General features: G+C 65.4%; 13 protein-coding genes. 5 read left to right on the forward strand and 8 right to left on the reverse strand.

Features of this window, described 5'->3' with window-relative positions:
- Position 1: 1 nt before the first annotated feature.
- From JHW40_RS16125 to JHW40_RS16145, 5 genes are all read left to right on the forward strand, one after another.
- Positions 2 to 769, forward strand: coding sequence for an ABC transporter ATP-binding protein (locus JHW40_RS16125; RefSeq protein ID WP_090612294.1), 768 nt, complete (start codon positions 2 to 4; stop codon positions 767 to 769).
- Positions 770 to 812: 43 nt separating this feature from the next.
- Positions 813 to 1,676, forward strand: a complete 864-nt coding sequence (locus JHW40_RS16130) for an ABC transporter permease (RefSeq protein ID WP_090612297.1) — start codon at positions 813 to 815, stop codon at positions 1,674 to 1,676.
- Between the two features lie 46 nt (positions 1,677 to 1,722).
- The gene (locus JHW40_RS16135) at positions 1,723 to 2,568 is read left to right on the forward strand and encodes an ABC transporter permease (RefSeq protein WP_090612192.1); all 846 of its coding nucleotides are present in this window, start codon (positions 1,723 to 1,725) and stop codon (positions 2,566 to 2,568) included.
- Positions 2,569 to 2,591: 23 nt separating this feature from the next.
- A complete protein-coding gene (locus JHW40_RS16140) occupies positions 2,592 to 3,575 on the forward strand; it encodes an ABC transporter substrate-binding protein (protein WP_090612194.1) in 984 nt (327 codons plus the stop codon).
- 87 nt (positions 3,576 to 3,662) lie between these two features.
- Positions 3,663 to 4,601 (forward strand): nucleoside hydrolase, encoded by a 939-nt coding sequence (locus JHW40_RS16145; RefSeq protein WP_090612196.1) that lies wholly within the window; start codon positions 3,663 to 3,665, stop codon positions 4,599 to 4,601.
- On the opposite strand, the gene JHW40_RS16150 is transcribed toward JHW40_RS16145, so the two are convergent.
- The 8 genes from JHW40_RS16150 to pyrH form a co-directional block, all read right to left on the reverse strand.
- A complete protein-coding gene (locus tag JHW40_RS16150; RefSeq protein WP_090612198.1) occupies positions 4,598 to 5,332 on the reverse strand; it encodes an OmpH/Skp family outer membrane protein in 735 nt (244 codons plus the stop codon). The genes JHW40_RS16145 and JHW40_RS16150 overlap by 4 nt on opposite strands.
- Positions 5,332 to 7,668, reverse strand: coding sequence for an outer membrane protein assembly factor BamA (gene bamA / locus JHW40_RS16155; protein WP_090612200.1), 2,337 nt, complete (start codon positions 7,666 to 7,668; stop codon positions 5,332 to 5,334). Before bamA ends, JHW40_RS16150 begins: the two co-directional genes overlap by 1 nt.
- 103 nt (positions 7,669 to 7,771) lie before the next feature.
- Entirely contained in the window at positions 7,772 to 9,103 is a 1,332-nt protein-coding gene (rseP, locus tag JHW40_RS16160) for an RIP metalloprotease RseP (protein ID WP_090612203.1), read from the reverse strand.
- On the reverse strand, positions 9,100 to 10,257 hold the full coding sequence (gene dxr, locus JHW40_RS16165) for a 1-deoxy-D-xylulose-5-phosphate reductoisomerase (protein ID WP_090612204.1): 1,158 nt from the start codon (positions 10,255 to 10,257) through the stop codon (positions 9,100 to 9,102). Before dxr ends, rseP begins: the two co-directional genes overlap by 4 nt.
- A gap of 5 nt (positions 10,258 to 10,262) precedes the next feature.
- Positions 10,263 to 11,111, reverse strand: coding sequence for a phosphatidate cytidylyltransferase (locus JHW40_RS16170; RefSeq protein WP_090612207.1), 849 nt, complete (start codon positions 11,109 to 11,111; stop codon positions 10,263 to 10,265).
- Entirely contained in the window at positions 11,108 to 11,842 is a 735-nt protein-coding gene (gene uppS, locus JHW40_RS16175; protein ID WP_090612209.1) for a polyprenyl diphosphate synthase, read from the reverse strand. Before uppS ends, JHW40_RS16170 begins: the two co-directional genes overlap by 4 nt.
- A gap of 8 nt (positions 11,843 to 11,850) precedes the next feature.
- Positions 11,851 to 12,414: a ribosome recycling factor gene (frr, locus tag JHW40_RS16180; protein WP_090612211.1), complete on the reverse strand. Its 564-nt coding sequence runs from the start codon at positions 12,412 to 12,414 to the stop codon at positions 11,851 to 11,853.
- A gap of 125 nt (positions 12,415 to 12,539) precedes the next feature.
- A complete protein-coding gene (gene pyrH, locus JHW40_RS16185; protein ID WP_090612299.1) occupies positions 12,540 to 13,274 on the reverse strand; it encodes a UMP kinase in 735 nt (244 codons plus the stop codon).
- Positions 13,275 to 13,278: the final 4 nt, after the last annotated feature.

Below are 13,278 nucleotides of genomic sequence, written 5' to 3' on the forward strand. Positions count from 1 at the left end.
CGTGATCGAGGCGCGGGACGTCAGCCTGACCTTTCAGACCGCCGACGGGCCGGTCCATGCGTTGAAGGATGTCAGCCTGACGGTCAATCAGGGCGATTTCGTCAGTTTCATCGGGCCGTCGGGCTGCGGCAAGACCACTTTCCTGCGCACCATCGCCGCGCTGGAGGCGCCGACCGGCGGTCATCTGGCGGTCAACGGGATGAGCGCGGATCAGGCGCGGCGGGCGCGGGCCTATGGCTATGTGTTTCAGGCGCCGGGCCTTTATCCGTGGCGGACGATTGCCGGCAATATCAGCCTGCCGCTGGAGATCATGGGGTTTTCGCGCACCGACCGGGCCGAGCGAATCGCGCGGGTGATGGAACTGGTCGAGCTGTCGGGTTTCGGCGGCAAATTTCCGTGGCAATTGTCGGGCGGGATGCAGCAACGGGCCAGCATCGCCCGCGCCCTGGCCTTCGACGCCGATATCCTGCTGATGGACGAACCCTTCGGCGCGCTGGACGAAATCGTGCGCGACCGGCTGAACGAGGCGCTGCTGGAACTGTGGCGCAAGACCGGCAAGACCATCGGTTTCGTAACCCACTCGATTCCCGAGGCGGTCTATCTGTCCACCCGCATCGTCGTCATGTCGCCGCGTCCGGGCCGTATCACCAGGGTGATCGAAAGCCCGCTGCCCCGTGAACGGCCGCTGGAAATCCGCGACACGCCGGAATTCATCGCCCTGTCGCAAGAGGTGCGCGAAGGGCTGCGCGAGGGGCACAGCTATGACTGAGGTGGCGCCTGCCCTGCCCCGCGATGGCGCGCTGAGCCGTGGCCTGCGGCGGGTGCTGCCGGTGCTGAGCGTGCTGCTGGCCATCATCCTTATCTGGTATGTCGCGGCGGTCGCGATGAATGCCCGCTGGGAACGCGATCAGGCTGCCCGCGCCGGGGTCGAGATCGCCCTGCCCGACCTGATCGGCAAGACCCTGACGCAGGACCGCCCCGTTCTGCCCGCCCCGCATCAAGTGGCGGCGGGGTTGTGGGACGGGCTCGCGGGGCAAAAGATCACATCTCGCCGCAGCCTTGTCTGGCATGGCTGGGTGACGCTGTCGGCGACCTTGGCCGGTTTCGGCATCGGTACGGCGGCGGGGATCCTGCTGGCCGTTGGGATCGTGCATAACCGCGCGATGGATCAGTCGGTGATGCCCTGGGCGGTGGCCAGCCAGACCGTGCCGATCCTTGCCATCGCGCCGATGGTGATCGTGGTTTTCGCCAGTGCCGGGATCACCGGGCTGCTGCCCAAGGCGATCATCGCGGCATGGCTGTCGTTCTTTCCGGTGCTGGTCGGCATGGTCAAGGGGCTGCGCACGCCCGAACGGATGCAGCTGGACCAGATGCGCAGCTGGAACGCCAGCGATGGCCAGCAGTTCTGGCGGCTGCGGTTGCCCAGTTCGATGCCCTATCTGTTCGCCAGCCTCAAGGTCGCCATCGCCGCCGCCCTGGTCGGCACCATCGTCGGAGAGCTTCCGGCGGGCGCCACGGCGGGTCTGGGCGCGCGGCTGCTGTCGGGCAGCTATTACGGGCAGACGGTGCAGATCTGGGCGGCGCTGTTTGCCGCCGCGATCCTTGCCGCCGGGCTGGTCATGCTGATCGGCGTGATCGAGCGGCTGACGCTGAACCGCATGGGGCTGGCGCGATGACGGCGCGGCGGATGACAGGGGTTGCGACCCATCGGCGGGGTGGAACATGCTGAACGCGCTGCCGATCATCGCCGTCTGGCTGGGGGCGCTTGGTCTCAACACATGGCTGGCGCGGTTCGATACACGGGTCACGCGGCTGCTGGTGGCGCTGATCTTCGGCGCCACCATCCTGATCCTGTGGGAGATGACCGTCCGCATCTATCGGGTGCCGACGGTGATCCTGCCCGCGCCCAGCCAGATCGGCGCCAGCTTTACCGCCAATACCGCGATCCTCTGGGTCGATTTCGTGCAGACCATCGTCAAAGGTGCGCTGACCGGCTGGGTGATCGGGGCGCTGGCCGCCATCGGCACCGCCATCGCCATCGACCGCAGCCCGTTTCTGCAACGCGGCCTGCTGCCCATCGGCAATTTCGTCGCGGCCCTGCCCATTGTCGGCATCGCGCCGATTCTGGTCATGTGGTTCGGCTTCGACTGGCAGTCCAAGGCCGCGGTGGTCGTGGTCATGGTGTTCTTTCCGATCCTTGTGAACATGGTGGCCGGGCTGGCGGCAACCGATCCGATGCAGCGTGACCTGATGGCGACATGGGCCGCGCCCTATGGCGCCAGCCTGTGGAAGATGCGTCTGCCCGCCGCCATGCCCTTCCTGTTCAACGGGCTGAAGATCACCACCACGCTGGCGCTGATCGGCGCCATCGTGGCCGAGTTCTTCGGCAGTCCGACGCGGGGCATGGGCTTTCGCATCTCGACCGCCGTGGGGCGGCTGGACCTGCCGCTGGTCTGGGCCGAAATCCTTGTGGCGGCGATTGCAGGATCGCTGTTCTATGGCATTGTGGCGCTGATCGAAAAGAAGGTGACGTTCTGGCACCCGTCGCAGCGCCCATCACGGGGGTAACCCCTCAACAGGAGAGTAGGAAGATGAAACGACTGATGCTTGGGGCCGCCTCTGCCGTGCTGCTGACCGGCGCCGCCCATGCCGATCAACTGACCCTGCAACTGAAATGGGTCACGCAGGCGCAATTCGCCGGCTATTACGTCGCGCAGGAAAAGGGCTTCTATGAGGAAGAGGGGCTGGAGGTCACGATCCTGCCCGGCGGCCCCGACATCGCGCCCACGCAGGTTCTGGCGGGTGGCGGCGCTGATGTGATCGTCGAATGGATGCCCGCCGCATTGGCCGCGCGCGAAAAGGGCCTGCCGCTGGTCAATATCGCGCAGCCGTTCAAATCCTCGGGCATGATGCTGACCTGCCTGAAGGAAAGCGGCATCACCGATCCCGCCACCGATTTCGCAGGCAAGACGCTGGGGGTCTGGTTTTCCGGCAACGAATATCCGTTCCTGTCATGGATGAGCCATCTGGGCCTGTCCACCGAGGGCGGGACCGAAGGTGTCACCGTGCTGAAACAGGGCTTCAACGTCGATCCGCTGTTGCAGAAACAGGCCGCCTGTATCAGCACCATGACCTATAACGAATATGGGCAGGTGCTGGATGCCGGGCTGGCTCCCGAGGATCTGGTGACGTTCAAATACGAGGATCAGGGCGTCGCCACGCTGGAGGACGGGCTGTATGTTCTGGAATCCACGCTGGAGGACAGCGAAAAGGTCACCGATCTGGTCCGCTTCGTCCGCGCCAGCATGAAGGGCTGGCGCTATGTCGAGGAAAACCCCGAAGAGGCCGCCGAGATCGTTCTGGACAATGACGAAACCGGCGCCCAGACGCTGGACCATCAGGTCCGCATGGCACAGGAAATCGCCGCGCTGACCGAGGGTTCGGACGGCACGCTGGACGAGGCCGATTACCAGCGCACGGTCGATACCCTGCTGGCGGGCGGCTCGGACCCGGTGATCTCGGCCGCGCCCGAAGGCGCCTTTACCCATCTGATCACCGACCGCGCCTTCGACTAGACCGCGGGCTTGTCCCGCAGCCTTTCCGGCCCCTCGACGGGGTTGGAAAGGCTTCCCCCTTCTCTGCGCAAACAGGAAAGCCCGCGGATGACGCAAAAGATCATCATCGACACCGATCCCGGGCAGGATGATGCCGTGGCGATCCTTCTGGCGCTGGCCAGCCCCGAAATCGAGGTTCTGGGCCTCACCGCCGTCGCCGGGAACGTGCCGCTGACGCTGACCGAACTGAACACACGCAAGATCTGCGAACTGGCGGGCCGTCCCGATCTGGCGGTCCATGCCGGTTGCGACGCGCCGCTGTCGCGCCGACTGATCACGGCCGAGCATGTCCACGGCCAGACCGGCCTCGACGGGATCGACCTGCCCGCGCCCGGGATGGCATTGCGCCCGCAACATGGCGTCGATTTCATCATCGAAACCCTGCGCGGCGAAGCCCCCGGCACCGTCACGCTGGTGCCCATCGGTCCGCTGACCAATATCGCCAGTGCCATCGCCCGCGCCCCCGACATCATCCCCCGCATTCAGCGCATCGTGCTGATGGGCGGCGCCTATTTCGAGGTCGGCAACGTCACCCCCGCCGCCGAATTCAACATCTTTGTGGACCCAGAGGCCGCGCAACAGGTATTTCAGGCCGGCATTCCACTGGTGATGATGCCGCTGGACGTGACGCATGAAGCGATGACCAGCCGCGTCTGGGTCGAGGCGATGCGCGCCCTGCCCAATCGCTGCGGCCCGGCGGTGGCCAGCTGGACGGATTTCTTCGAACGCTATGACCGCGAGAAATACGGCAGTCAGGGCGCACCGCTGCACGATCCCTGCGCCATCGCATGGCTGCTGCGCCCCGACCTGTTTCAGGGCCGCCAGATCAATGTCGAGATCGAGACCGAGGGCCGTTTCACCACCGGCATGACCGTGGCCGACTGGTGGCGCGTCACCGACCGGCCGGCGAATGCGCTGTTCATCCGCCACGTCGATCGCGACGGCCTGTTCGACCTGCTGACCGAAAGGATCGCGCGCCTGCCCTAATCGGCGGCGGGGGGATCGGCTGCCTCGCCATCCTCGGTTGCGCCCATCGTTCCGGGGCGGCCCGCGCCATCACCCAGCGCCTCGTCCAGTTCTCCGATCAGATCGCCGGTAATGTCGATGGCATCCAGAGACACGAACACCGTGCGACGATCCAGCACCACCACCGCGCCACGGCTGATCATCATCTCGCCCATGATCGGCAAGGCGGCCTGATAGAAAGCATCCCGGTCGGTTTCGGCCCGCGCGTTCAGTTCTTGCACTACCTGCGCCCGTTCGCGACGGATGGTGGTGGCGCGACTGTCAAACGCCTCGGCCAGACTGCGAAACTCGGCGGGTTCCAGTTCCGGCCTGCGCTCGGCCAGTTCAGCCTCTTCGGCGGCCAGCTGATCTGCTAGCCGTTCGTTTTCGGCGGCAATCTCGGCGCCCTCTTCCTCAAGCTGCGCCTGCACCCGCCGCCCCCAGGCCGAACCGGTGAACAGCGCGTCCTGATCGACGGTCAGAACCGGCGCGATCACCGTCTGCGGGCGATCCTCGGGCGTCTCGATGGTGCGGGTGGGCAGGTCGGTGCCGTGTTCCCGCTCGGGCTGCGCCTCGGGCGCGGCGGGTTCCATGCCCAGCCCGTCGGGGGCTGGCACCTCCTGCGCGGCCGAAGGCGCGGCCCAGATCAGCAGGGCCGCGACCAGCAAGGCCCCCATCGGCAATGCCAATGCGAAAGGGGCCCGCGCGCGCATCAGAACCGGGTCGAGATCGTCAAGTCAAAGTTCTGCTCGTCATCGTAATCCATCTTCTTCACCGCCTTCGAGAAGTTGAAGCGCAGCGGACCGATGGGCGTGGTCCAGAAGATCGAGGCACCGATCGCGGCGCGCACATGCATGCCGTCATCGACCAGCACGCCGTCCTGCCCGACGCGATCCTCCAGCCCCCAGATCGAGCCGATATCGGCAAACAACCCGCCGGTAATGCCGTATTCCTCGGGCAGACCGATGGGGAATTGCGCCTCGGCACGCGCGGCCCAGAAATAGTTGCCGCCAAGCGCGTCCTGATTGCCCGCCTCCAGATCGCGCGGTCCGATGCCGTTGGGCTCAAACCCGCGGATCTTGCTGCCGCCGCGGAAACGGTCGGTGATGCGGGTGGTGTAATCGTTCAGCGGATGCAGCGCGCCGGCTTCGAATTCGGCCCGCAGCGCCACCTCTTCACGCCATGCGCGGCTTTCGATCCCGGCCAGCAGCGTCGTGGTGACCATCTCGATATCACCGCCCAGCCCGGCGTAATCCTGCGAGAAGTTGAGCTTATAGCCGGTCAGCGGGTCCAGCCCGGTGATCCGCGTGTCATATTTATAGCTGTAGCCAAGCGACGACGACCACAGCCCGCCACTCTCTTCCTCGCGCAGCAGGATCGGAGAACTGCCCAGACGCGGCGGATCGGCCTCGGCATCGCCACGATCCACGTTCAGCAGCGTGTCCTTGGCCAGACGATAGCGCAGCTCCAGTCGGCCATTGGCCGAGATCGGGAATTCGATCGAGGGGCTGATGCCCACCGAGCGGGTGTCGTAATAGGAATTCAGGCTGTCGGTGACCTGATACCATGTCGTAAAGCCGAAACGCAGGTCGCGGCCCAGGAAATACGGCTCGGCAAAGCTGAACGAGGCCTGCTGTTCGTCGCTGGCGGTCGAGATGGTCAGACCGACGCTTTGCCCCCGACCAAGGAAGTTCGCCTCGTTCAGCGAGGCATTGAAGCCGACGCCCGACGCCACACCATAAGACGCCCCGAAGCTAAGCGAGCCGGTCGGCTGTTCCTCGACATTGACATCGACGATGACCTGTTCGCTGCTGCTGCCCTGACGGCTGTCTACCTGCGCGTCGCTGAAATAACCCAGCGCGCGGATACGTTCGGCAGCGTTACGGATTTCGCGCGGGTTGAACGGGTCGCCCTCGACCACGGTGAACTGGCGGCGGATCACCTCGTCCAGGGTGGTGGTGTTGCCCTCGATATCGATACGCTCGACAAAGACCCGCTGGCCACGGGTCAGCGCAAAGGTCAGATCCAGCGTCTGGTTCTGGGGATTGCGGGTCACGCGCGGCTCGATATTGACGAAGTTCAGGCCCTGCTGGATCGCCACGGTTTCCATCCGGCGGATGGTGTTGTCGATGACGGCGGGGTTATAGACATCGCCACGGCTGACCCGGTTCTGCGCCGCGAAGGCCGAGGCATCGACGCCGGGAATTTCCGACACCGTATTCACATTCGCAAAGCGATAGCGCGGGCCTTCCTGAATGTTGAATGTGATATAGAAGGCATCGCGTTCGCGGGCCAGCTCCGGCGCCACGCCCTGCACGCGGAAATCGGCATAGCCGCGCGACCGGTAATAATCCGTCAGCAACTGCTCATCCAGCGGGATGCGTTCGGGCGCGAAGGTGTCGCGGCGGATGAAGGTACGCAGCAGGCCCGCCTGTTTCGTCTCCAGCACCTGCCGCAGGCGGCGGTCGGAAAAGGCGCGGTTGCCGGTAAAGCTGATCCGCTCGATCTCGGTCACGTTGCCTTCGCGGATCTCGAACACCAGATCGATGCGGTTGTCGCTGCGGCGGATGATGCGCGGATCGACGCGGGCGGCCAGACGGCCCTGCGCGGCATAGGCCTGCGCGATCCCCGAGGCATCGGCAATGGCCAGCGACGGCTGATAGACCCGGCGCGGCTGGCTTTGCACCATCTGCGCCAGCTGGTCATCCTTGATGCGGCGATTGCCCTCGAAGCTGATCTGGTTGATCGTCGGATATTCGGCCACCCGGATCACCAGCAGGTTGCCCTGAGGGACGACCTCGACCGACTCGAACAGGCCGGAATTCTGCAACCGTTGCAGCGCGTCGTTCAGCTCTCCGGCGCTGACATCCTGCCCGCGCGCGATATTGGCATAGGACAGGATCGTCCCCGGCTCGATCCGCTGCGCGCCCTCGATGCGCACGTCGTTGAAGACATAGGCCGAAGCGGCAAGCGGCATCAGCGCCACCGGAGCCGCCATCGTCAAGGCCGTCATAAGCGCAACCGCGCGCGTGCCCAGTTTCCGTGTCATAGCCGCCCCTCTGGTTTCCAGCCTGCGTTCGCGCCGTTCTGGCGCATTCTTTTGCCATATTCCATAGCTTCAACAGGGTATCCCTGTCAAAACGCAACCGCCCTCACGGGCAGAAAAGATCGTTCGTGAGGCCGAAAATCATCAAGGTCAATACAGCCGCCATACCGATCGCGGTCAGCAGGTTCAGCGCCCGATCCGAGGGCGGACGGCCGGTCACGGCCTCCCAAGTATAGAACATCAGGTGCCCGCCATCCAGAACCGGGATCGGCAGCAGGTTCAGAAAGCCGATGGCGGCGGACAGAACCGCGATCCACCACAGGAAATTCGCCCCCCCCGCGCTGGCCGCCTGCCCGGTGCTTTCGGCGATCGAGATCGCGCCGCCCAGGTTGCAGGCGCCGATCTGCCCCGAGATCATCGCCCACATCCCCGTCAGGGATGAACCGATGATGGCCCATGTCTGGGTGATCCCCAGCCACAGCGCCTCGAAGGGTCCGGCGCTGCGGGTGGCGGGGGTGAAAAAGCCCTCGCCGCCGCTGATCCCGATCAGCCAGCGTTGCTCGAACCCGCCGCCCGCCGCAGGCAGGTCCTGCCGCTTGGGAGCCAGAGTATAGCTGGCCTCGCCCTGCCCCTCGCGCCAGACGGTCAGCAGCAGGGGCTGGCCTTCGGCGGCCTCGACATGGGCGCGGACCTCCGTAAAGCGGGTGATCGGATCGCCATCGACAGATGTGATCACATCGCCCGCGCGCAGACCGGAATCCGCCGCCGCGCTGCGTGGTGCGACGCCGCTGATCCGCGCGGGCATCGGGTCCGGCCCGGCCACGGTGACCGAGACCCCGCCGCGTTCCACCCGCCATTCGTGCTGGGCGGTCGGCGGCAGATCCTCGATCGCGCGGCCCAGATCGCCCCAGTTCTTGATCTGGTGGCCGTCCACCGCCAGAATCCGGTCGCCCGGCTGCAATTCATTCACCACGCCGGGCGGGCTGGCCATGATGCGCCCGACCTCGACCCGGTCCGAGGGCAGGCCCTGAAAGACCGCGAAACCGGCAAAGATCAGGATCGACAGGATGAAGTTGAAGACCGGCCCGGCCAGCAGCGTCGAGAACCGCGCCCAAAGCGGCGCGCCGGTCAGGGTCTGGCGCCGGATCGCGGGATCGACCGGACGGCCCGGCCCGGCGCTGGCCGCATTGGCATCGCCCATAAAGCGGACATAACCGCCCAGAGGCACCGCCGCCACCTGCCACAGCGTTCCCCGCCGATCACGCCGCGAGAACAGGCGCGGACCGAAGCCCACCGAAAACACCTCGGCCCGGATGCCGGACCAGCGCCCGACGATGTAATGGCCGTATTCGTGGACCGAGACGATGACCGCCAGGGCCACGACAAAAGCCGCCAGCGTCCACAGCGTGCCGCCGAATTGGGGGATCAGTTCGCTCATGCAGCGGCCTCCTGTCTTGCGGCGCGGTCCCATTCCAGAACCGTTTCCAGATCCGCCGGATCATGTCCGAAACCGGGCCGGGCCGACAGGGCCTCCAGCGTGGCCTCGACCTGCGGCGCCATCCGGGTGAATCCGATCCGTCCGGCGATGAAATCATCCAGCGCCTGTTCCTTGGCGGCGTTGAACACCGCCCCCGCCGCACCACCCGCCGCCATCACCTCTCGCGCAAGGCGCAGCGCGGGCCAGCGGGTTTCATCAGGGGTGCGGAATGTCAGGCCACCGATCGCCGCCAGATCCAGCGGCGCCACCGGCAAGGGCCGACGATGCGGCCAGTTCAACGCATAGCCGATGGCATGGCGCATGTCGGGCGCGCCCATATGCGCAATCGTGCCGCCATCGACATGGGACACCAGCGCGTGAATGATGGATTCGGGATGGACCAGCACCCTGATCCGCTTGGGCTCAAGCCCGAAAAACTCATGCGTCTCAATGATCTCCATCGCCTTGTTGAACATCGAGGCCGAGTCGATGGTGATCCGCTGCCCCATCGCCCAGTTGGGATGGGTCGAAGCCTCGGTCACCGTCGCCGTCGCCAGACGCTCCAGCGGCCAATCACGGAATGCCCCGCCCGAGGCCGTGATGGTCACATGCTGGACACTTTCGAGGGTTTCATTTCCAAGACATTGAAAGATCGCGGAATGTTCCGAATCAACTGGCAGGATGGTGGCCCGGTGATCTTCGGCCACCCGGCGCATCAACCCACCCGCGCAGACCAGCGATTCCTTGTTGGCCAGCGCCAGAGTCGCCCCGTGCCGCAACGCCGTCAGACCCGGCAGCAGCCCCGCCGCGCCGATGATCGCCGACAGAACCCAATCCGCCGGACGCGCGGCGGCCTCCAGCAGCGCCTGCCGCCCCGCCGCCGCCTCGATCCCGCTGCCCGCCAGCGCGGCGCGCAGGTCGTCCAGCAGTTCCTCATGCGCGGTCACGGCGACATCGGCGCGCAGATCGCGCGCCATCTTCGCCAGCCGCGCGATATTGCGCCCGCCGGTCAGCGCCACCACGTCAAAGGCATCGGCCCCGCCCGCCTGCATCAGCAGATCGACGCCATTGGCCCCGACCGAGCCGGTGGCCCCGAATATCGAAATCCGTCTCATTCCGTTCAATTCACCGCAGGCAGGCTGGTCACCAGCCCGATCAGCATGGCGGCCAGCACCGCGCCCGTCACCGCGTCGAAGCGATCCATGAAACCGCCATGCCCCGGAATCAGGTTCGAGCTGTCCTTGACCCCCGCCCGGCGTTTCAGCCAGCTTTCGGCGATATCGCCCATCTGCCCGGCAAGCGCAACCAGCGGAGAGATCCAGATCAGCGAGGCATCGCCCATCTCGAACCACCACAGCGCCAACCCCAGCAGCAGCGCGCCGACCCAACCGGCGATCGTGCCCGACCAGGTTTTCTTGGGGCTCAGCTTCGGCCAGAATTTCGGCCCGCCCACGACCCGCCCGACAAAGTAACCCGCCGTGTCGGAAATGATGACAATGCCCATCAGCCACAGCACGAAATGCAGGCCATATTCCTCTCGGAAGCCGACCAGCCCATAGGCCACCAGCATGATCGCCGCGCCAAAACCGGCATAGGTCCAGCGATCACGCGCCGTCGCCCCCGGTATTCCGGCAAGGATCGGCAGCAGCAGCGCCAGCGGCGCGGCGGGGTGGAACATGTTCAGCGCGGCGGCCTGCGCCAGCCCGGCGATGATCGCCAGCGCCAGCGGGCGATGGCGGCCAAAGGCGGTCAGATGCAGTTCGGGATGGCGCCAGCCGGTCATGGTGGCCAGCTCCCAGAAGATCACGGCGGAAATCACCGCCATGCCCAGCCGCAACCAGATGCCGGACGCAAGCGCCAGCAGCACCCCGATCCCCAGCAGCACCAGCGTCGAGGCGATGCGTCGCGACAGGTCGCCCCATTTCCCCGGTGGCGTCAGCCGTTTACCTGTGGCACCCGGCCCCGTCATAATCCGCCGAAACGACGCTCGCGCAGACCAAAGCGGTCCAGAATCCCGGCCAGATGCTCGGGCGTGAAATCCGGCCACAGGGTCGGCGTGAATTCATATTCGGCATAGGCCGCCTGCCAGGGCAGGAAATTCGAGGTCCGGGTCTCGCCCGAGGTGCGGATCACCAGATCGGGATCGGGTTGGCCTGCCGTGTCCAGACAGGCCTCCAGATCGCTTTGTCCGGGATCGCTGATTTCGCCCCGCGCGACTTTCTGCGCCAGACGGGCAGCGGCGCGCGTCAACTCGTCCCGGCCGCCGTAATTGATCGCCACGGTCAGGTTCAGCCGGGTATTGCCCGCCGTGCGAGCCTCGATCGAGGCCATCAACTGTTGCAGTTTCGGGTCCAGACGCTCTCTCCCGCCGATAAAGCGAAGCCGCACGCCCTCGCCCGACAGCCCCTCGGCCTCGCGCTCGATATAGCGGCGGAAGATCTTCATCAGACCCAGCACCTCTTCGGTCGAGCGTTTCCAGTTCTCGGTCGAGAAGGCATAGACCGTCAGCCAGTTCACCCCCAGATCGGGGCAGGCCCGGACGATCTGCTTGACTCGTTCGGCCCCGCGACGATGCCCGACCAACCTTGGCCAGCCGCGTTCGGTCGCCCAACGCCCGTTTCCATCCATGATGATCGCAACGTGGCGGGGCCGTTCATCGGTCCCGCCGGTCCGCAGGCGTGGCGCGCTATCGGCTGGCATATGTTCCCTCAGACCTGCATGATCTCGGCCTGCTTGGCCTCCAGCGCCTGATCGACGCCGCCAATCATCTTGTCGGTCAGTTCCTGCACGGCGGTTTCCCAGAATTTCTGGTCGTCCTCGGGCATGCCATTGGCCTTGCCCTTCTTGATCTGGTCCATGCCGTCGCGGCGCACGTTGCGGATGGCGACGCGGGCGCTTTCGGCATATTGCGCGGCGACCTTGGTCAGTTCGCGGCGGCGTTCCTCGTTCAGTTCGGGGATCGGCAGCATGATGATGGTGCCGTTCAGCTGCGGGTTGATGCCCAGACCGCTTTCGCGGATCGCCTTTTCGACCTTGCCCACCATCGCCTTGTCCCAGACGTTGATGGTGACCATGCGCGGCTCGGGGACGTTGACGGTGCCCAGCTGGTTGATCGGCGTCATCTGGCCATAGGCATCGACCTGAACCGGCTCGACCATGCTGGCCGAGGCGCGGCCGGTGCGCAGACTGCCGAATTCATGGCGCAGGCTTTCCATCGCCCCTTTCATGCGCCGTTCCAGATCGTCAATGTCGATGTCGATGTCCTCTGCCATGTGAAGCCGCCTCTGAACTGATTTTCGAACGCTTGTAACCGGATCGCCGCAAATTGGCAAAGCCTTTGCCCGTAAAATGGGCGAGGCTTTGCATCTTCCCTGACTGTGATAAAATCCGTGGAAAATCAGCAGTGAACGCGGGTATAGGTGCCCTCTCCCGCCAGGATCGAGCGGAAACCGCCCGGCTCGTCCAGCGAGAAGACGATGATCGGCAGCCGGTTGTCACGGGCCAGCGCGATGGCCGAGGCGTCCATCACCCCCAGATGTTTCTGCAACACCTCGTCATAGCTGACATTCTCGTAACGTTTTGCATCGGCGTGCTTTTTCGGGTCCTTGTCATAGACGCCATCGACCTTGGTGCCCTTGAAGATCGCCTCGCAGTTCATCTCGTTGGCGCGCAGGGTCGCGGCGGTGTCGGTGGTGAAATAGGGATTGCCGGTGCCCGCGGCAAAGATCACGATCCGCTTCTTTTCCAGATGCCGGATGGCTCGGCGGCGGATATAGGGTTCGCAGACCTCGTCCATGCGGATGGCGCTGATGACCCGGCAGTAAAGACCCCGTGCCTCCAGCGACGATTGCATCGCCAGCGCGTTCATCACCGTGGCCAGCATGCCCATGTAATCGGCGGTCGTCCGCTCCATCCCCTGCGCGCTGCCCTGCAATCCGCGGAAGATGTTGCCGCCGCCGATGACCATGCAGACCTCGACCCCCATCGCGGCCACCGATTCGACCTCGCGCGCGATCCGCTCGACCGTGGGCGGATTCAGGCCGTAACCCTGATCGCCCATCAGCGCCTCGCCAGAAATCTTCAGCATTACCCGGCCATATTGGGTGGGCGCTGTGCCCATGTCGTCGGTCATGTGG

The sequence above is a fragment of the Paracoccus alcaliphilus genome (genome assembly GCF_028553725.1).
GTDB classification, from domain to species: Bacteria; Pseudomonadota; Alphaproteobacteria; order Rhodobacterales; family Rhodobacteraceae; genus Paracoccus; species Paracoccus alcaliphilus.

Excerpts from the sequence above, each read along its gene's own strand:
- frr (WP_090612211.1), bottom strand. The coding sequence starts at position 12,414 with ATGGCAGAGGACATCGACATCGACATTGACGATCTGGAACGGCGCATG.
- JHW40_RS16140 (WP_090612194.1), top strand. The coding sequence starts at position 2,592 with ATGAAACGACTGATGCTTGGGGCCGCCTCTGCCGTGCTGCTGACCGGC.
- bamA (WP_090612200.1), bottom strand. The coding sequence starts at position 7,668 with ATGACACGGAAACTGGGCACGCGCGCGGTTGCGCTTATGACGGCCTTG.
- JHW40_RS16145 (WP_090612196.1), top strand. The coding sequence starts at position 3,663 with ATGACGCAAAAGATCATCATCGACACCGATCCCGGGCAGGATGATGCC.
- JHW40_RS16150 (WP_090612198.1), bottom strand. The coding sequence starts at position 5,332 with ATGCGCGCGCGGGCCCCTTTCGCATTGGCATTGCCGATGGGGGCCTTG.
- pyrH (WP_090612299.1), bottom strand. The coding sequence starts at position 13,274 with ATGACCGACGACATGGGCACAGCGCCCACCCAATATGGCCGGGTAATG.
- rseP (WP_090612203.1), bottom strand. The coding sequence starts at position 9,103 with ATGAGCGAACTGATCCCCCAATTCGGCGGCACGCTGTGGACGCTGGCG.
- JHW40_RS16170 (WP_090612207.1), bottom strand. The coding sequence starts at position 11,111 with ATGACGGGGCCGGGTGCCACAGGTAAACGGCTGACGCCACCGGGGAAA.
- dxr (WP_090612204.1), bottom strand. The coding sequence starts at position 10,257 with ATGAGACGGATTTCGATATTCGGGGCCACCGGCTCGGTCGGGGCCAAT.
- JHW40_RS16135 (WP_090612192.1), top strand. The coding sequence starts at position 1,723 with ATGCTGAACGCGCTGCCGATCATCGCCGTCTGGCTGGGGGCGCTTGGT.
- uppS (WP_090612209.1), bottom strand. The coding sequence starts at position 11,842 with ATGCCAGCCGATAGCGCGCCACGCCTGCGGACCGGCGGGACCGATGAA.